General features: G+C 65.6%; 15 protein-coding genes, 1 other RNA gene and 1 pseudogene. 6 read left to right on the plus strand and 11 right to left on the minus strand.

Features of this window, described 5'->3' with window-relative positions; all coding sequences use genetic code 11:
• Positions 1–138: 138 nt before the first annotated feature.
• The gene (fmt, locus tag P6U24_RS34485; RefSeq protein ID WP_407156838.1) at positions 139–1,074 is read right to left on the minus strand and encodes a methionyl-tRNA formyltransferase; all 936 of its coding nucleotides are present in this window, start codon (positions 1,072–1,074) and stop codon (positions 139–141) included.
• 86 nt (positions 1,075–1,160) lie between these two features.
• Positions 1,161–1,688: a peptide deformylase gene (gene def / locus P6U24_RS34490; RefSeq protein ID WP_407156839.1), complete on the minus strand. Its 528-nt coding sequence runs from the start codon at positions 1,686–1,688 to the stop codon at positions 1,161–1,163.
• A gap of 190 nt (positions 1,689–1,878) precedes the next feature.
• Between def and P6U24_RS34495 the strand changes: the two genes are divergently transcribed.
• From P6U24_RS34495 to P6U24_RS34505, 3 genes and pseudogenes are all read left to right on the plus strand, one after another.
• Positions 1,879–3,105: a DNA recombination protein RmuC gene (locus P6U24_RS34495; protein ID WP_407156840.1), complete on the plus strand. Its 1,227-nt coding sequence runs from the start codon at positions 1,879–1,881 to the stop codon at positions 3,103–3,105.
• 101 nt (positions 3,106–3,206) lie between these two features.
• Positions 3,207–3,514 (plus strand): annotated as a pseudogene (locus P6U24_RS34500) (GIY-YIG nuclease family protein).
• Positions 3,515–3,699: 185 nt separating this feature from the next.
• Complete coding sequence (locus P6U24_RS34505; protein ID WP_407156841.1) at positions 3,700–5,079, plus strand: AmpG family muropeptide MFS transporter; 1,380 nt, start codon at positions 3,700–3,702, stop codon at positions 5,077–5,079.
• A 212-nt stretch (positions 5,080–5,291) separates the two neighbouring features.
• Here P6U24_RS34505 and P6U24_RS34510 read toward each other — a convergent pair whose 3' ends face one another.
• The 5 genes from P6U24_RS34510 to ffs all read right to left on the minus strand — a co-directional run bounded on the left by P6U24_RS34510 (position 5,292) and on the right by ffs (position 8,895).
• Entirely contained in the window at positions 5,292–5,711 is a 420-nt protein-coding gene (locus P6U24_RS34510; RefSeq protein WP_407156842.1) for a hypothetical protein, read from the minus strand.
• A gap of 24 nt (positions 5,712–5,735) precedes the next feature.
• Positions 5,736–6,335, minus strand: a complete 600-nt coding sequence (gene recR / locus P6U24_RS34515; RefSeq protein ID WP_407156843.1) for a recombination mediator RecR — start codon at positions 6,333–6,335, stop codon at positions 5,736–5,738.
• 30 nt (positions 6,336–6,365) lie between these two features.
• Positions 6,366–6,686 carry a YbaB/EbfC family nucleoid-associated protein gene (locus tag P6U24_RS34520; RefSeq protein ID WP_407156844.1) on the minus strand — a complete coding sequence of 107 codons (321 nt, stop codon included), beginning with the start codon at positions 6,684–6,686 and terminating at the stop codon, positions 6,366–6,368.
• Between the two features lie 13 nt (positions 6,687–6,699).
• Positions 6,700–8,661 carry a DNA polymerase III subunit gamma/tau gene (locus P6U24_RS34525; RefSeq protein WP_407156845.1) on the minus strand — a complete coding sequence of 654 codons (1,962 nt, stop codon included), beginning with the start codon at positions 8,659–8,661 and terminating at the stop codon, positions 6,700–6,702.
• Between the two features lie 137 nt (positions 8,662–8,798).
• Positions 8,799–8,895, minus strand: an RNA gene (gene ffs / locus P6U24_RS34530) — signal recognition particle sRNA small type.
• Positions 8,896–9,046: 151 nt separating this feature from the next.
• Here ffs and P6U24_RS34535 point away from each other — a divergent pair.
• The 3 genes from P6U24_RS34535 (at position 9,047) to P6U24_RS34545 (ending at position 11,095) form a co-directional block, all read left to right on the plus strand.
• Positions 9,047–9,466, plus strand: a complete 420-nt coding sequence (locus tag P6U24_RS34535) for an HIT family protein (protein ID WP_407156846.1) — start codon at positions 9,047–9,049, stop codon at positions 9,464–9,466.
• A gap of 3 nt (positions 9,467–9,469) precedes the next feature.
• Entirely contained in the window at positions 9,470–10,420 is a 951-nt protein-coding gene (gene nudC, locus P6U24_RS34540) for an NAD(+) diphosphatase (protein WP_407156847.1), read from the plus strand.
• 177 nt (positions 10,421–10,597) lie between these two features.
• Positions 10,598–11,095, plus strand: coding sequence for an Lrp/AsnC family transcriptional regulator (locus P6U24_RS34545; RefSeq protein ID WP_407156848.1), 498 nt, complete (start codon positions 10,598–10,600; stop codon positions 11,093–11,095).
• A 10-nt stretch (positions 11,096–11,105) separates the two neighbouring features.
• Here the strand turns inward: P6U24_RS34545 and P6U24_RS34550 are convergent, their stop codons facing one another.
• The 4 genes from P6U24_RS34550 to P6U24_RS34565 all read right to left on the minus strand — a co-directional run bounded on the left by P6U24_RS34550 (position 11,106) and on the right by P6U24_RS34565 (position 17,515).
• Entirely contained in the window at positions 11,106–12,605 is a 1,500-nt protein-coding gene (locus P6U24_RS34550) for a phosphomannomutase/phosphoglucomutase (RefSeq protein WP_407156849.1), read from the minus strand.
• Positions 12,606–12,741: 136 nt separating this feature from the next.
• A complete protein-coding gene (locus P6U24_RS34555) occupies positions 12,742–13,233 on the minus strand; it encodes a TIGR02281 family clan AA aspartic protease (protein ID WP_407160695.1) in 492 nt (163 codons plus the stop codon).
• 160 nt (positions 13,234–13,393) lie between these two features.
• On the minus strand, positions 13,394–16,078 hold the full coding sequence (hrpB, locus tag P6U24_RS34560; protein WP_407156850.1) for an ATP-dependent helicase HrpB: 2,685 nt from the start codon (positions 16,076–16,078) through the stop codon (positions 13,394–13,396).
• Positions 16,079–16,195: 117 nt separating this feature from the next.
• Positions 16,196–17,515 carry a UDP-glucose dehydrogenase family protein gene (locus P6U24_RS34565; RefSeq protein WP_407156851.1) on the minus strand — a complete coding sequence of 440 codons (1,320 nt, stop codon included), beginning with the start codon at positions 17,513–17,515 and terminating at the stop codon, positions 16,196–16,198.
• Positions 17,516–17,557: the final 42 nt, after the last annotated feature.

The following is a 17,557-nucleotide window of genomic DNA, read 5'->3' on the forward strand; positions in this document are numbered from 1 at the left end:
AGATCTACGATTCGTCGTCGCCCGCGTAGGCGGGCGATCCAGTACTCCGCAGCGTCCCGGTTGATCGCGACCGCCGCGGCGTACTGGATACCCCGCTTTCGCGGGGCATGACAGGGGTGAGGGCCGCTGCGGCGCAGCTCAACCGAAGCGCATGCCCGGCGCGAGCTTCGTCCCGCGCAGGAAATCCGCAGCCTGCATCGGCGCCTTGCCGGCGCGCTGCAGCTGGATGATGCGGATCGCGCCCTCGCCGCAGGCGATGGTGAGGTGGTCATCGAGCACGGCGCCGGCCAAGCCCGAACCGTCGGCCAGCGCGCAGCGGAGGATCTTCACGCGCACGACCTCGCCATCGACCGCCACCTCACTCCAGGCACCGGGAAACGGCGACAGGCCGTGGATGTGGCGCAGCACCGCATGCGCCGGCTTCGTCCAGTCGATCCGCGCCTCGGCCTTCTCGATCTTGGCCGCGTAGGTGACGCCCTCCTCGGCCTGCCTCAAGAGCGTCAGAGTGCCACGCTCCAATGCCGCCATCGCGCGCACCATTAGATCGGCACCGAGCGGTGCGAGCCGGTCGTGCAGGTCGGACGCGGTCATCGCATCCGTGATGGCCAAGCGCTCAGCCATTGCAACATCGCCGGTGTCGAGCCCGACATCCATCTTCATCACCATGACGCCGGTTTCGGCATCGCCGGCCATGATGGCGCGGTTGATCGGCGCAGCCCCCCGCCAGCGCGGCAGCAGCGAGGCATGCAGATTGTAGCAGCCGAGCCTGGGCGCATCGAGAATGGCCTGCGGCAGGATCATGCCGTAGGCGACCACGACGGCGGCATCGGCCTCGTGCGCGCGGAATTCGGCCAGCGCCTCCTCGGTCCGCAGCGTCTTCGGGGTCAGCACGGCAAAGCCGCGCCGCCGCGCCTCCTGCTCGACCGGGGTCGGCTGCAGCGCGAGCCCGCGGCGTCCGCCGGGCTTCGGCGCACGGGTGTACACTGCCGCGATCTCGTGACCCTGGTCAGCGAGCGCGGAGAGTGTCGGCACCGCGAAATCAGGCGTGCCCATGAAGATCAAGCGAAGGGCCATGCGGCATACTCGATGCGTTCCCTCCCCCCTTGTGGGGGAGGGCTAGGGAGGGGGGTAAGCCCAGAAAGCGGTGCTCGTGATGTCCCCTACTCCGCCGCGCGCTTGGCGGCCTTGGCGAACTTCTTCAGCACGCGGTCGCGTTTCAGCTTCGACAGATAGTCGATGAACAGCACGCCGTTGAGATGGTCGATCTCGTGCTGGATGCAGGTGGCGTAGAGGCCCTCGGCATCCTCCTCGTGGACCTTGCCGTCGATGTCCATGAAGCGCACGCGCACCTTCGCCGGCCGCTCGACCTCCTCGTAATATTCGGGAATCGACAGGCAGCCCTCCTCATAGACCGACAACTCTTCCGACTTGGCGATGATCTCGGGATTGATGAAGACGCGCGGCTGCGGATTGGTCTCGCCGTTCTCGTCACGCTTGGCGAGGTCCATCGTGATCAGCCGGAGCGGCTGCGCGACCTGGATCGCCGCAAGCCCGATGCCGGGCGCGTCGTACATGGTCTGGAACATGTCGTCGACGAGCTGCCGGATCTCCGGCGTCACCTTCTCGACAGGTTTGGACACCAGCCGCAACTGCGTGTCCGGCAGGATGATGATATCTCTGAGGGCCATGGCCGCGATTTAAGCGTGGGAACAGAAGCGGTCAATGTCGAGCTTGCGAGCTTAAGACGTCGTTAACCACGAATCTTAGGATCTCGTTAACCATAAACCCTAACCTCCCGTTAACCATAAATGTTCTCTCTTCGTTCGCGATGGCAGGCGAATCGGCTAGACATGGGGCATGAGCCCCGTGAATCAGCCCATGAATCAGGTCACCAACCAGATCGTCTTCATGCTCGGCGGCCTGCCGATCCGGACCGTCGACGTCCTGATCGGATTCGGCGTGCTGGTGCTGTTGCTGCTGCTGGCGATCGCGGTCGCGGTAGCCCGCTCGGGGCGACGCGGCGCCGAGCTGGCGATGCTGCAGGCGATGCGTGCCGACGAGCTCGAGCAGCGCCTTGCCGAGATCATGCGGGCGCAGAGCGAGAGCTCCGGCCGGGCCGACGCGATGGCGCAGGTCCTGGCCGGCCGCCAGGCGGAGCTGGCGCGCAACGTCAACGAGCGGCTGGATTCGGTGACGCACCGGGTCGGCCAGTCCATGGAGAGCAGCACGCGGAGCACCATGGAATCGCTGCGCGTGCTGCATGAGCGGCTCGGCATCATCGATAACGCGCACAAGAATCTCACCGACCTGACGACGCAGGTCACGACGCTGCGCGACGTGCTCGCCAACAAACAATCGCGCGGCGCCTTCGGCCAGGCGCGGATGGAGGCGATCGTCCAGGACGGGCTGCCGAAGGGCACTTACGAATTCCAATACACGCTCTCGACCGGCAAGCGGCCGGACTGCGTGGTGTTCCTGCCCGACGCGCGGCCGCTGTGCATCGACGCCAAATTCCCGCTGGAGGCCATGACCGCGCTGCACGACGCCCGCTCGGAAGAAGAGAAGCGCGCGGCCTCGCAGCGGCTGCGCACCGACGTGCTGAGGCACGTCAACGACATTGCCGAGAAATACCTGATTGCCGGCGAGACCCAGGATTCTGCGCTGATGTTCGTGCCGTCGGAATCGGTCTATGCCGAGATCCATGACGGCTTCGACGACGTGATCCAGAAGGCCTATCGCGCCCGCGTCGTGCTGGTGTCGCCCTCGCTCTTGATGCTCGCAATCCAGGTGATGCAGCAGATCATGCGGGACGCGCGCATCCGCGACGCCGCCGACCAGATCCGGAACGAGGTGATCAATCTCGGCGACGACCTGAACCGCCTGCGCGAGCGCGTGCTCAAGCTGCAGAAGCACTTTGGCGACGTCAACGAGGACATCAGGCTGATCCTGATCTCCGCCGACAAGATCGAGAAACGCGCCGGCCGCATCGAGGAGCTCGATTTCAGCAAGCAGGATGCCCCGGTGGAATCTACGCGCATCGTCGCCGCACCGGGCACGACGCCAGACCTGTTCCCGCTGCCGGGTCGCATGCAGGCGGGGGAGTAAACTTTCATCCATAGACCAGCGCTCGATGGACCACTGTCGTTTCGTCAAATACCGTGTCATCGCCCGCGAAGGCGGGCGATCCAGTATCCCAGAGGCCGTAGATGAGCGCACGCAGCTTCTACGTCTACATTCTAGCAAGCCGCATCGGCGGTACGCTGTATATTGGCGTAACGAACGACCTGATTCGCCGGGTGGCGCAGCATAAATCAAAAGAATCGAGAGCTTCACCGAGAAATACGACGTCGCGCGCCTCGTCTATTTCGAGCAATTCGATGACGCCGAGAACGCGATCAAGCGCGAGAAGCGGCTGAAGAAGTGGAATCGCGCGTGGAAAATCTGGCTGATCGAAGAGCACAATCCGAATTGGGATGATCTGTATCCGGAAATTGCCGGTAGCCAGCCAGAATAGAGGACGTCATGCCCCGCGAAGGCGGGCATCCAGTACGCCGCGGCGTTGGTGGTCGAACCGAGCCGTCACGGAGTACTGGATCGTCCGCCTTCGCGGACGATGACAGCAGAGAGCGTGGCGAAGCTTATTCTTTCCCCAAAACGTCCATGGCAGCCTTTCATTCGCAAATCTGATACCAAGGCGGCATGACCGCACCCGACATCGCATCGGAACAGAGTTCCGCTTCGCCCGAGCAGGAGAGTCCCGCCCCCAGCTGGCGGGAGAGCATGGCCGTGTATCTGCAGCCGCGGGTGCTGGTCGTGATGTTTCTCGGCTTCTCCTCGGGCCTGCCGCTGGCGCTCTCCGGCTCAACCTTGCAGATCTGGATGCGCGAGCTTGGCGTCGATCTTGGCACTATCGGCCTGTTTGCACTGGTCGGCACGCCCTACACGCTGAAGTTCCTCTGGGCACCGCTGGTCGACGCGCTCCACGTGCCGCTGTTCACCCGCGCCTTCGGCCGCCGCCGCGGCTGGCTGGTGTTCGCGCAACTGCTCCTGATTGTAGCGGTCTTGCTGCTGGGGGTGACTGATCCAGCCCGTTCGCCGTTCTTCGTTGCGCTGGCGGCGCTGCTGGTCGCTGCGACCTCCTCCACGCAGGATATCGTAGTCGATGCTTTTCGCGTCGAGAGCCTGCCCGAAAGCGAGCAGGCCGCCGGCATGGCGGGTTACGTTGCCGCCTACCGGATCGGCATGCTGGTCTCGACCGCGGGCGCCCTCGTCATCGTCAGCGCGTTCGAGAGCGGTGGCCTGCCACGCGGCTCGGCCTGGATGTGGGGCTATGTGGTGATGGCGGCGCTCGTGCTGATCGGCACGGTCACCGCGCTGGTCGCGACCGAGCCCGCGCAATCCGTCAAGGTCGAGGCCGAGACGAGCGCAGAGACCACGCTCGCCCGCGTGCTCCGCGCGGCGGTTGGCGCGTTCTCCGAATTCCTTGGCCGCAAGGATGCGATCGCCGCGCTCGCCTTCGTGGTGCTGTTCAAGTTCACCGATGCCTTTTCCGGCACCATGACCGCGCCCTTCGTCATCGATCTCGGCTTTAGCAAGGTCGACTATGCCACCATCGTCAAAGGCGTCGGCCTCGCGGCCACGCTGATCGGCGGATTCGCCGGTGGGTTCGTGGCGCGGCGCTACTCGCTGGCGACCAGCCTGTGGATCGGCGGCGTGGTGCAGGCGCTCGCCAATCTCTCCTTCTCCTGGCTCGCGGTGACCGGCGTCGATCAGTGGGCGCTGGCGCTTGCCATCTCGGCGGAGAACTTCACCAGCGCGATCGGCACCGTGATCTTCGTCGCCTATCTCTCGGCGCTGTGCCAGAACCCGCTGCACACTGCGACCCAATATGCGCTGCTCACCGCACTCGCCGCCGTGGGCCGCACCTATCTGTCATCCGGAGCGGGCTATGTAGCGAAGGCGACCGGCTGGCCGCTGTTCTTCATGATCTGCGTGATCGTCGCGATCCCGAGCCTGGTGCTGCTCGGTTGGCTGCAGCGACGCGGGCATTTCGAGGCGCTGGGGCCGGTGAGGGTGTAGGTCTCAGCTGTCGCTCAGCCTTACCCTGTCATCACCCGCGAAGGCGGGTGATCCAGTATTCAAGAGACGGTCATGATCAACCGAGAGGCTGCGGCGTACTGGATCGTCCGCCGGAGCCTGTCATCCGGCCGGCCAGAGGCCGGACCGGGTGGCGGACGATGACAGCGGAGGATACGAAACCACCTTCATAAGGCGACAACAGAGCTAGCTAGCTAGCGCTTCACCAGACTCCACTTCGTCACCACGGCTTCGCTGATCTGGCTCGCATCCTGCGCGCAGGTGACCTCATCGACCCTCACAGCGACCTGCTTGCCGAGCAGGCCCTTGAGCTGCGCCGCCTGCGCGCGGTTTGACGTCACAAGCTGGAACGTCTCCGGCCCGGTCTCGAGATTGCACAGCCCGCCGGGCGGCGGCAGGCGGCGCGGTTCGCTGGTGATCTGATAGGCCGACTCGCCCGGCTTCATCGCGCGCAGACGCAGCGCGCTGAGCTCGCCGGACAGCACGTCGCCGGCATTGATCGGCTTGCCGGCCTTCTGCGGCCCCTCGCTCTGCTGCGCCTGCGCTAGCGGGCTTGCCGCCAGCAGCAGAATCGCACCCATAGTCAGCCGTTTGCCGAATCCAGGTTTCGTCATTGAGTCACTTCCAGGTGGTGGGGATCAGAACAGGGTCCGCTGCCGCATCGCGGCCGACAGCGTGCCTTCGTCGAGATAATCCAGCTCGCCGCCGACCGGCACGCCATGGGCGAGCCGCGTCACCTTGACGTTTGCCTCTGCCAAGAGGTCGGTGATGTAATGCGCGGTGGTCTGGCCGTCGACGGTGGCATTGAGCGCGAGAATGATCTCGCTGACTTCGGCGGCGTGCGCGCGCTGCACCAGCGCGTCGATGGTGAGATCCTGCGGACCGACGCCGTCGAGCGGCGACAGCGTGCCGCCGAGCACGTGATAGCGGCCGCTCGTGGCCTTGGCGCGCTCCAGCGCCCAGAGGTCGGCGACATCGGCCACCACCACGATCATCGCGGGATCGCGGCGCGGATCGGTGCAGACCGTGCAGGGATTTTGCGTGTCGATATTGCCGCAGGTCTTGCAGACCTGGATGCGCTCGATCGCGACCTGCAGCGCGGACATCAGTGGCGTCATCAGCGCTTCGCGCTTCTTGATCAGATGCAGCGCGGCGCGCCGCGCCGAGCGCGGCCCGAGCCCGGGCAGGCGCGCCAGCAGCTGAATCAGACGTTCGATCTCGGGACCGGCAACGGCCATCGCTTCAAGCCAAAACCTTCAACACGCGATCTAGCCGAACCCGAGCCCCGGCGGCAGGCCGAGCTTGCCTGTGATGGCCTGCATCTTCTCCTGCATCGCGATCTCTGCCTTGCGGCGTGCGTCGTTGAGCGCGGTCACCAGGAGATCCTCCAGGATCTCGGCCTCCTCGGGCTTGATCAGCGACGGATCGATCTTGATGCCCTTCACGTCCATCTTCGCGCTCATGCGCACCGCGACCAGACCGCCACCGGACGTGCCCTCGACTTCGACATTGCCGAGTTCCGCCTGCATCTCCTGCATCTTGGACTGCAGCTGCGCGGCCTGCTTCATCATGCCGAGAAAATCAGCCATCGCTTAAGCCCTCTCAAAAACTATCCAGATCGTCGCTGTCGGATTCCTCGACCGGCTCGACAGCACTGCTTATTTCGGCTTCCGGCGGCTCGGGGGCAAGCCTGCGCACCTCGACCACCTTGGTGCCGGGAAAGCGCGCCAGCACCTCCTGCACGCGCGGATCGGCTTCCGCCATGCGCTCGCGCTCGTTCTTGGCCTGCAGGTTCTGCTCGCGCAAGGTCGCCTGCCCGGCCTCATTCGACACCACCACGGTCCAGCGGCGGCCGGTCCATTCCTCCAGCTTGCGGGAGAGATCTGACACGAGCGAGCGCTGGGCGGTGCGCTCCAGCGCGATCTCCAGCCGGCCATCCTCGAAGCGAACAAGGCGGACGTCGGTCTCCAACGCGCTCCTGGTGATGAGGTCGCGGTTCTTGCCGGCCAGCGCGACCAGGTCAGGGAAGCTCGCGAGCCGGAGAACTGGGGCCTGATCCTGCGGCGCAGGCCGCACCGTCATCATCTGCGGCCGCGTCGCGCCGCCGACTGCAGCGAGCGTCGGGCCGCCTTGGGCCCGCGGCGGCTGCGCCGGCATCGCGGATGCTGCGATCGCGGACGACGACATTGCTGATGAAGACATTGCTGATGAAGACGTGGCTGATGAAGACGTGGCTGATGAAGACGTGGCTGATGAAGACATGGCTGATGAAGACATGGCAGGCGCCGGCGCACCGCGCGGTGCGGCGCTCGAACTCACCATGGGCGAGTTGCCGCCATTCTGCTCGATCATCCGGATCGCCTCGTCGGGCGTCGGCAGATCGGCGGCATAGGCGATCCGCACCAGCACCATCTCGGCGGCCGCGGCCGGCCGAGTCGCGGCCTGTGTTTCGGCAATGCCCTTGAGCAGCATCTGCCACATCCGCGACAGCACTCGCATCGACAGCTTGGTGGCGAAATCGCGCGCCCGCAGCCGCTCGGTCTCGCTGAAGGCGACATTGTCGGCGGTGGCCGGGACGACCTTGACCCGGGTGACGAAGTTCACGAATTCGGCGAGGTCCGACAGCACCACCACCGGATCGGCGCCGGTGTCATACTGGTCGCGAAACTCCTTGAAGGCAGCGGCGATGTCGCCGGTCGCCAGATGCTGGAACAGGTCGATCACGCGGGTGCGATCGGCTAAGCCCAGCATCTGCCTCACAGCATCAGCTTTCACCTCGCCCGCCGCGTGGGCGATCGCCTGGTCGAGCAGCGACAGCGAATCGCGCACCGAGCCTTCGGCGGCGCGCGCGATGATGCCGAGCGCCTCGGGCTCGATCGCGACCCCTTCCTTGGCGGCAACATTGGAAAGGTGTTTCATCAGCACGTCGGCCTCGACGCGACGCAGGTCGAAGCGCTGGCAGCGCGACAGCACCGTGACCGGAACCTTGCGGATCTCGGTGGTGGCGAACACAAATTTGGCGTGCTCCGGCGGCTCCTCCAGCGTCTTCAGGAAGGCGTTGAACGCCGCCGTCGACAGCATGTGGACTTCGTCGATGATGTAGACCTTGTAGCGGGCGCTGGCGGGCGCATAGCGCACGCTGTCATTGATCTGGCGGACGTCATCGACGCCGGTATGCGAGGCCGCGTCCATCTCCAGCACGTCCATGTGCCGGCTTTCCATGATCGCCTGGCAGTGCGTGCCGAGCACGGGCATGTGGATGGTCGGCCCCTTCACCGACCCGTCGGGCAACTCGTAATTGAGCGCGCGGGCAAGGATGCGGGCGGTGGTGGTCTTGCCGACGCCGCGGACGCCGGTCAGCACCCAAGCCTGCGGAATCCGGCCGGTCTCGAACGCGTTCGAGACGGTGCGCACCACGGCCTCCTGGCCGATCAGATCCTCGAAGCTGGACGGACGATATTTGCGCGCCAGCACGCGATAGGGCTTGGCGGCAGATGGAGCGGCATCGGAGCCGGCCTGTGCGGCGCTGTCAGGCAAAGCAGGAGGAGCGCCGGCGTCGGTCATCGATCGATCCGCAATTCATTGAACCTTCGGCCGGCGTCGATCGCGCATCTCGTGCGATCCGCCAGCCGGCGGTCGAGCTGCCGCGCTTTGGCGCGGGTCGCTCCGCCGACATTTGCGCGATTCGCTCGAGAAAACAGGTAGGAGACTGACGAGCGACCCGATCCGGACCTCGTTAGGGCTGCTTCCTTCCGGACCTGACCCGGTTGGCGAGTGGCTCGTCCACCGCCAATCTCCCGGTCCCTATTTGGGGCCAAACGGACCGGAAAGCAAGCGCGAGCTTCACTGGTCGGATGGTCGCACCGGCAGGCTTGTGCCGGAACAGGGAAAGGCTTTAGGTGCCATCGAGGCTCGATCCACATCATAAAAACCATTGGCCGGAACCACGATGCCCGAATCAGCCTGGTCGCTGCATCCGCAGCTCAAGAAGGACACGATCGACATCGGCGACCTGCCGCTCTCCCGTGTGCTGGTGATCCGGGACGCGAACTATCCCTGGCTGCTGCTGGTGCCGCGTCGCGAAAACGCCGTCGAGATCATCGATCTCGACGAGGTGGCGCAGGCGCAATTGATGACCGAGATCTCTCGCGTCTCGCGTGCGCTGAAAGAAATCACCAAATGCGACAAGCTCAACGTCGCCGCACTCGGCAACATGGTGCCGCAGCTTCACGTCCACATCATCGCGCGCCGCTCCAGCGATGCCGCCTGGCCGCGTCCGGTCTGGGGCGTGGCACCGCCTCTGGCGCATGATGCGGAGGAGGTGCAGAACTTCATCAGCGCGATCCGCCGCAAGATCTGGTTAGGTTGAAGCATGTCCCCATTCGATCTGTTTCCGCTCGGGCAACCGGCCTTCGTTGCCAACGATATCGATCGCGCCGCGCATTTGCGTTTTCACGATGACAGGCTGATGGCCTTCGAGGGCCATCCTTCCACCCGCGCCTATGTGGTCTATCGCGACTCGCTGGTCGTGAAGCGCGAGGGCGATGCGGTGCGGGCGCTGCTCACCTTTGATGAGGCGCGCAACGCCGGAGCCAATCCCGGCACCATCTTTCTGGGCTTGCGCGACGGCGCGGCGCTGTTCGGCATGGGCATGTCGCAAGGAGCCGCCGAGGCGCTCGCCGGCCGCGACGACACGACGCTCTCCGAGCTGCGCGGCATGGCGATGCAGGGCGTGATCCCGCCCGACCAGCTCGCGGGAATCGCGATGGCGAAGTCGATGGTGTCGTGGCACCAACGCCATGGCTTCTGCGCCAATTGCGGCGCGCGGACCGCCATGCGCGAGGGCGGCTGGAAGCGCGAATGTCCGAACTGCAAGACCGAGCATTTCCCGCGCACCGATCCGGTCGTCATCACGCTCGTGGCGGCGGGCGATAAGTGCCTGCTCGGCCGCCAGAAGCAGTTCCCGGCCGGCATGTATTCCTGCCTTGCCGGCTTCGTGGAGGCCGCCGAGACCATCGAGGACGCGGTCCGCCGCGAGATTTTCGAAGAATCCGGCATCCGCTGCGCCGACGTGACCTACTACATGACGCAGCCCTGGCCTTATCCGTCCTCGCTGATGATCGGCTGCAGCGCCCGGGCGCTGAACGAGGACATCGTGGTTGACCACACCGAGCTCGAGGATGCTCGCTGGTTCAGCCGCGAGGAGGCCCGTCAGATGCTCCTGCGCCAGCATCCCGCCGGCCTCGCCGGGCCGCATCCCTTCGCCATCGCCCATCACCTGGTCAGCCGCTGGGTGCGCGGGGCGGAAGCCGGCGACCGGTAACGGGCAACGTCACGCCGACCTGGCACAACGTTCCATTTACACAACCGGCTGAAATCGCGATGCTTTTGCGAGCGGCAGGCGAGCGGGCGCAGCCATGCCCACTCGATTGGCTTGCTTTGAAAAAATATTCTCTATATGAGGGGTTTCAGCCCCTCATATGGAACAAAGTTCTTCAAAATGACCGATGTTGCCGCCACTCTGGAGCCGAACCGCCGGCTCGATGCCATCGACCGCAAGATTCTGATGGTCCTGCAGGAAGATGCCTCGCTATCGGTCGCCGAGATCGGCGACCGCGTGGGGCTGTCGTCGACGCCGTGCTGGAAGCGCATCCAGCGGCTGGAGGCTGACGGGGTCATCCTGCGCCGGGTCGCCCTGGTCGACCAGAACAAGATCGGGCTTGGTATCAGCGTGTTCGTGTCGGTGGAGAGCGCCGACCATTCGGACGCCTGGCTGAAGAAGTTCGCAGAGGCGGTCAGCGCCATGCCGGAGGTAATGGAATTCTACCGGATGGCCGGCGATGTCGACTACATGCTCCGCGTGGTCGTCGCGGACATGCAGAGCTATGACATCTTCTACAAGAAGCTGATCAGCGCGGTGCCGCTGAAGAACGTCACCTCGCGTTTTGCGATGGAGAAGATCAAATCGGTGACGGCGCTGCCGGTTCCGCCGGTGTGACCCCCGCGTTTCAGATCTTCTGATTGTACGCGCCAACCTCGGGATGGGTGCGTAGCACCGCATCCATCGCCTCGAACATGTCGCGCATGCGCTGCTCGGAGACCGGGCTCTCGACCACGACCACCAGCTCCGGCTTGTTCGATGACGCCCGGACCAGGCCCCAACTGCCATCCTCGACGGTGACGCGCACGCCATTGACGGTGACGAGATCGCGGATCGGTTGCCCGGCGACCGTGCCGCCACTCTTTTGCAGGATCTCGAAATGCTTCACCACGGCGGCGGCGACGCTGTATTTCACTTCGTCGGGGCAATGCGGGGACATGGTCGGAGACGACCAGGTCTTGGGCAGCGCGTCTTTCAGATCGGCCATCGACTTCTCAGGCGCGCGGTCGAGCATGTCGCAGATCGCGATCGCCGATACGAGGCCGTCGTCATAGCCGCGGCCGAACGGCGCGTTGAAGAAGAAATGGCCTGACTTCTCGAAGCCGGCGAGCGCGGCAAGCTCGTGGGTGCGGCGCTTCATGTAGGAATGGCCGGTCTTCCAGTAATCAACCTGCGCGCCCTGCGCCTGCAGCACCGGATCCGTCACGAACAGGCCGGTGGATTTCACATCGACGACGAACTGCGCATCCTTGTGGATCGCCGACATGTCGCGCGCCAGCATCACGCCGACTTTGTCGGCGAAGATCTCCTCGCCGGTGTTGTCGACCACGCCGCAGCGGTCGCCGTCACCGTCGAAGCCGAGTCCGACATCGGCCTTGTGCGCCAGCACCGCGTCGCGGATCGCGTGCAGCATCTCCATGTCTTCCGGATTCGGATTGTATTTGGGGAAGGTATGGTCGAGCTCGGTGTCGAGCGGGATCACCTCGCAGCCGATCGCCTCCAGCACCTGGGGCGCGAACGCGCCCGCGGTGCCGTTGCCGCAGGCCGCGACCACCTTGAGCCTGCGCTTCAGCTTCGGCCGCCTGGTGAGATCGGCGATGTAGCGCGCTGGGAAATTCTCATGAAACTGATAGAAGCCGCCGCCCGTCGTCTTGAACTCCGCGTTGAGCACGATCTCTTTCAGGCGCGCCATCTCGTCGGGGCCGAAGGTCAGCGGGCGATTGGCGCCCATCTTCACGCCGGTCCAGCCATTGTCGTTGTGAGAGGCTGTGACCATGGCGACGCAGGGCACATCAAGGTCGAATTGCGCGAAATAGGCCATCGGCGTCACCGCAAGGCCGATGTCATGCACCTTGCAGCCGGCCGCCATCAGGCCGGAGATCAGCGCATATTTGATCGAGGCGGAATAGCCGCGGAAATCATGGCCGGTGACGATCTCTTGTCTGACGCCGAGCTCCGATATCAGCGTGCCCAGCCCCTGGCCGAGCGCCTGCACCCCCATCAGGTTGATTTCCTTGTTGAACAGCCAGCGCGCGTCGTACTCGCGAAAGCCGGTCGGCTTCACCATCGGCTCGGATTCGAAGGCATAGGTATTGGGGGCCAGAACGGCTTTCGGCTTTGGGAACATGCGGCGCGGCCTCGTCGTGAGCACAGACGCAGCAGCCATAGCGAAAGCAGGGGCGGAGCGGAAGGCGCGAACGGACGTTTATGGAGGCGGGGTTAAGGCGTCAGGTTCGGTCGGCGTAGCGCGTATCGGACATCGGCTACTGCTCCAGCACCATCTGGCCGTTGGCGTAGGCGAAGCGCTTCAGCTTGGACAGGAAGGTCAGCCCGAGCAGGTTCTCCGAGAGCGCCTCGTCCGGCAGCACCAGCGCATCGACGTCGCGCACGATGAGCTCGCCGACCTCGACCATCGCGAGCCTGGCGCGGGCGCCCTTCACGGTGCCGTTCGCCGTGGTCACGGTCGCGGTGTAATCGCTGCGCGAGGGACGCAGGCCAAAGCGGGCGGCGGAGGTTTCGTTCAGCGCCACCATCGAGGCGCCGGTGTCAACCATGAAATTGATGCGCTGGCCGTCGATGCGTCCCTCAGCGCGGAAATGGCCGCGTCGGTCGGTCTGGATGCTGAGGCTGCGGCCGGATGCTGGCGGATCTACCGTCGCGACGCTGGCGGACGCTGCGGCCGGCACCGGCGTGAGCCGGTCGGCGAGTTGCGCCATGAAGGTGCCGAGCCCGACCAGGATGGCCGCGAAGATCATCAAGTTACGCATTACGCAACGCTCAACGTTTGGTCCTCCGGCCGATCTCACCACCAAAGCTAAGCGGGCGCGACTAACCGGACTGGGCTGAGGCCGCCATTTTGGCGAAAACGATGAGCGAATCGTTAATGCAGCCGCACGGCGGCGAAATTGGGACGGCTCAGGTGCCGCGCGGCTTCGCCCGCCTGGTCGGCATTGCGTTGGCCGGATCGTCCGGCCAGGGATGCCGCGGATAACGCCCGCGCAGGTCGGTCCGCACGGCGGCATAGGAGCCGCGCCAGAACCCCGGCAGATCGCGCGTCACCTGCACCGGCCGCTGCGCCGGCGATAGCAGCTCCAGCACCAGCGGCACCGCTCCCCCCGCGATCGATGGATGGACATTGAGGCCGAACAGCTCCTGCAGCCGGACCGCGATGGTCGGCCCCTGCTCCGCCTCATAGTCGATCGCCAGCATGGTGCCGGTCGGCGCCTCGAAATGGGTCGGCGCCTCCTTATCGAGCCGGGTACGCAGGTCCCATGGCAGCAGCGCCATCACGGCATCGGACAAATCGCCGGCCGTGATATCCTTGAGCGAGGTCCTGCCAGCCAGCATCGGAACGAGCCAGTCCTCGCGCCGCTCGGCGAGCCCCTGGTCCGACATATCGGGCCAGCTCTCGCCCTCGGCCTTGCGCAGGAACATCACCCGGTCGCGCCACTGGATCGCGGCCTTCGACCATGGCAGCCGGTCGAGCCCGGCCCCAATAAGGCCGTCGGCCAGGATCCGCGCCGTCTCCTCGGACGGGGTGATCGAAAGCGGCGCCTCGGCGAGCGTCACTGCATGCAGGCTTCGTCTGCGACGGCCGCGTAAGCCCATCGCGCCGCGATCGAAGCTGATCTCGTCCTTGTCTTCGATCTGGTCGCCGAAATGAAGCTCGATCTCCTCGATCGCGAGCGGCGCTGCCAGCAGGATGCGGCCGCTCGCCGCAGTGCCGGTGAGCTCGCCGACCGCGATGAACGGCGCGCGCGCCAGCGACGAGGTTTGCTCCACGGCCGCGCCGCGGCCGTTGGCGAGCACGAAGCTGCCATTGCCGCGGTTACGCGCGATCCGATCCGGAAAAGCAAAGGCCAGCATGACGCCGGTGGAAAGATCAATCACCTCCGAAGCCGCGCCACTCCTGTCGCGCGAAGACTGCTTCCGTTCCCCTCCCCCTTGCGGGGTCGCGACGGGCGAAGTCGCCCGCGCTGGGGGCGCAGGGGTGGGGGTATTGCCGGGCACACCTGTTCCTGGATACCCCCCTCCCCGGCCCTCCCCCGCATGGGGGGAGGGAGCAGAGAGACCGCTCGTGCGGAGAGAAGCACCCGCCCTTCGATCGTCTTTCTCGACGAAGGCCACTTGCTCGGCCCAGCGGCGAGCCATGTCGCGCGCGCTCTGCGCACGCTGGGAGCGATCGCGACGGAACTGGTCGCGCCGAACCTCGAGATCGACGCTGTCGCCGCCGAGCCCGCGCTCGGTCAGGATGGCGGCGATTTCGGCGGCCTCCTGCGCCATGCCGTAGCTTTCCGAATCCACGATCATGCGGGCGAGTCGCGGGGGCAGCGCCAGCGCGCGCAACCGCTTGCCTTCCTCAGTGATACGGCCGTCGGCGTCGAGCGCGCCAAGCTCGCAGAGCAGATCGCGCGCTTCCTTCAGCGCGGGCTGCGGCGGCGGATCGAGGAAGCTCAGCGTCGTGGGATCGGTCACACCCCATTGCGCGCAGTCGAGCAGCAGCGAGGACAGGTCGGCACTGAGGATTTCCGGCTGGGTGTAAGCCGGCAGCGACGCCGTTTGCGGCTCGTCCCATAGGCGGTAGCAGATCCCGGGCTCGGTGCGGCCAGCACGGCCACGGCGCTGGTCGACCGCAGCACGCGAGGCGCGCACGGTCTCCAGCCGCGTCAGCGCGATGTCGGGCTCGTAGCGCGGCACCCGCGCAAGCCCGGAGTCGACGACGATACGGACGCCCTCGATGGTCAGCGAGGTCTCGGCGATCGAGGTCGCCAGCACCACCTTGCGCTGGCCTTCGGGCGCGGGCGAGATGGCACGGTCCTGCACGGCAGCATCGAGCGCGCCGAACAGCGGCACGATCTCGGTCGATGCATCCTGGACGCGCTCCTTCAGAAACGTCTCGGTGCGACGGATCTCGGCGGCGCCCGGCAGGAACGCCAGCACCGAGCCGGCATCTGCGCGCAGCGCGGACGCGATGGCATCCGCCATCTGCCGCTCCAGAGGCGCGTCGACCCTGCGGCCGAGGTAGCGGGTCTCGACGGGAAAAGCGCGGCCCTCGCTCTCGACCACAGGCGCGTTACCCAGCAGCTTGCCGACGCGCGCACCGTCGAGCGTCGCCGACATCACCAGAATGCGCAGATCCTCGCACAGGCCGGTTTGCGCGTCGCGCGCCAGCGCAAGGCCGAGATCGGCATCCAGCGAGCGCTCGTGGAATTCGTCGAACAGGACAGCGGCGATGCCGTTCAGCTCCGGATCATCGAGGATCTGGCGCGCAAAAATGCCCTCGGTGACCACCTCGATCCGGGTCGCCCGTGACACTTTCGAGCCGAAGCGAACGCGATAGCCGACGGTCTCGCCGGTGCGCTCGCCGAGCGTCTTGGCCATGCGGTCGGCGCTGGCGCGCGCCGCGATCCGCCGCGGCTCCAGCACGATGATCTTCTTGTTTTTCGCCCAGGACGCCTCGAGCAGCGCCAGCGGCACCCGCGTGGTCTTGCCCGCGCCGGGCGGCGCCACCAGCACGGCGGTGTTGCTGCGCTCGAGCGTGCCGGACAATTCGTCCAGCACGGTGTCGATGGGAAGGGACGTGTCGAAGCGAAAGGGCAAATGACGGAACCCGTCATCGCCCGCGGAGGCGGGCGATCCAGTAAACACAGACCTCGCGGATCACGAAGATCGTGCGTACTGGATACCCCGCGTACGCGGGGTATGACAATAAGCCCCTCAAGCACCTTTCACGTTGGGACGGCCGACGCTCTCATAGACGAAACCGTGCTCGGCCATCTCGTCGGGACGGTAGACATTGCGCAGGTCGACCAGGACCGGCCGCGCCATGACCTCCTTCAGCCGGCCTAAGTCCATCGCGCGGTACTGCACCCATTCGGTGACCAGCACGATCGCGTCGGCGCCTTTGGCGCATTCATAGGGATCATCGCAATACTCGACATCGGGCAGCTCCTTTCTCGCCTGCTCGATGCCGACAGGATCATGCGCGCGCACCTTGGCGCCCATGTCGAGCAGGCCGGTGACCAGCGGAATCGACGGTGCGTCGCGCATGTCGTCGGTCTCCGGCTTGAAGGTCAGGCCGAGCACGGCAACCGTCTTGCCGCGCAGGCTGCCGCCGACCGCGCTGACTACTTTGCGCGCCATCGCGCGCTTGCGGTTGTCGTTGACGTTCATCACCGCCTCGACGATGCGAAGCTGCGTGTCATGGTCCTGCGCGATCTTGATCAGCGCGCGGGTGTCCTTCGGGAAGCAGGAGCCGCCGAAACCGGGGCCGGCATGCAGGAATTTGGAGCCGATGCGGTTGTCCAGGCCAATGCCGCGCGCCACCTCCTGCACGTCGGCGCCGACCTTTTCGGCCAGATCTGCGACTTCGTTGATGAAGGTGATCTTGGTGGCGAGAAACGCGTTCGCCGCGTATTTGATCAGCTCGGCGGTGCGGCGCGCGGTGTACATCATCGGCGCCTGGTTCAGAGACAGCGGGCGATAGATGTCGCCGAGCACCTTGCGGCCGCGCTCGTCCGAGGTGCCGACCACGATGCGGTCGGGCCATTTGAAATCGCGGATCGCCGCACCCTCGCGCAGGAACTCCGGGTTGGAGGCGACCACGACGTCGGCTGCGGGATTGGTCTCGCGAATGATGCGCTCGACCTCGTCGCCGGTGCCGACCGGCACGGTCGACTTGGTGACGACGACCGTGAAGCCCTTCAGCGCTGCGGCGATCTCGCGCGCGGCGGCATAGACATAGGTCAGGTCGGCGTGACCGTCGCCGCGCCGCGAGGGCGTGCCGACCGCGATGAACACGGCATCCGCTTCCGCGACAGGGGCTTTCAGATCGGTGGTGAAATCGAGCCGTTTCGCCTTGACGTTGGACTCGACCAGCGCATCGAGGCCGGGCTCGAAGATCGGGATTTCCCCGCGGTGCAATGCGGCGATCTTGCCCGCATCCTTGTCCACGCAGGTGACCTGGTGGCCGAAATCCGCAAAGCAGGCGCCGGACACCAGCCCAACATAACCCGTGCCAATCATGGCAATGCGCATGAAACCCGATCCTTTATGGTTAACGCATCCGCGTCTTAATGC

Origin of the sequence: Bradyrhizobium sp. STM 3557 (genome assembly GCF_045571465.1) — a bacterium.
In the GTDB taxonomy this organism is placed as follows: domain Bacteria; phylum Pseudomonadota; class Alphaproteobacteria; order Rhizobiales; family Xanthobacteraceae; genus Bradyrhizobium.

What these genes read in the sequence shown, in the direction of transcription:
- fmt (WP_407156838.1), bottom strand. Translation starts at nt 1,074, where the DNA reads ATGGCCCTTCGCTTGATCTTCATGGGCACGCCTGATTTCGCGGTGCCG.
- def (WP_407156839.1), bottom strand. Translation starts at nt 1,688, where the DNA reads ATGGCCCTCAGAGATATCATCATCCTGCCGGACACGCAGTTGCGGCTG.
- P6U24_RS34495 (WP_407156840.1), top strand. Translation starts at nt 1,879, where the DNA reads ATGAATCAGGTCACCAACCAGATCGTCTTCATGCTCGGCGGCCTGCCG.
- P6U24_RS34505 (WP_407156841.1), top strand. Translation starts at nt 3,700, where the DNA reads ATGACCGCACCCGACATCGCATCGGAACAGAGTTCCGCTTCGCCCGAG.
- P6U24_RS34510 (WP_407156842.1), bottom strand. Translation starts at nt 5,711, where the DNA reads ATGACGAAACCTGGATTCGGCAAACGGCTGACTATGGGTGCGATTCTG.
- recR (WP_407156843.1), bottom strand. Translation starts at nt 6,335, where the DNA reads ATGGCCGTTGCCGGTCCCGAGATCGAACGTCTGATTCAGCTGCTGGCG.
- P6U24_RS34520 (WP_407156844.1), bottom strand. Translation starts at nt 6,686, where the DNA reads ATGGCTGATTTTCTCGGCATGATGAAGCAGGCCGCGCAGCTGCAGTCC.
- P6U24_RS34525 (WP_407156845.1), bottom strand. Translation starts at nt 8,661, where the DNA reads ATGACCGACGCCGGCGCTCCTCCTGCTTTGCCTGACAGCGCCGCACAG.
- P6U24_RS34535 (WP_407156846.1), top strand. Translation starts at nt 9,047, where the DNA reads ATGCCCGAATCAGCCTGGTCGCTGCATCCGCAGCTCAAGAAGGACACG.
- nudC (WP_407156847.1), top strand. Translation starts at nt 9,470, where the DNA reads ATGTCCCCATTCGATCTGTTTCCGCTCGGGCAACCGGCCTTCGTTGCC.
- P6U24_RS34545 (WP_407156848.1), top strand. Translation starts at nt 10,598, where the DNA reads ATGACCGATGTTGCCGCCACTCTGGAGCCGAACCGCCGGCTCGATGCC.
- P6U24_RS34550 (WP_407156849.1), bottom strand. Translation starts at nt 12,605, where the DNA reads ATGTTCCCAAAGCCGAAAGCCGTTCTGGCCCCCAATACCTATGCCTTC.
- P6U24_RS34555 (WP_407160695.1), bottom strand. Translation starts at nt 13,233, where the DNA reads ATGATCTTCGCGGCCATCCTGGTCGGGCTCGGCACCTTCATGGCGCAA.
- P6U24_RS34565 (WP_407156851.1), bottom strand. Translation starts at nt 17,515, where the DNA reads ATGCGCATTGCCATGATTGGCACGGGTTATGTTGGGCTGGTGTCCGGC.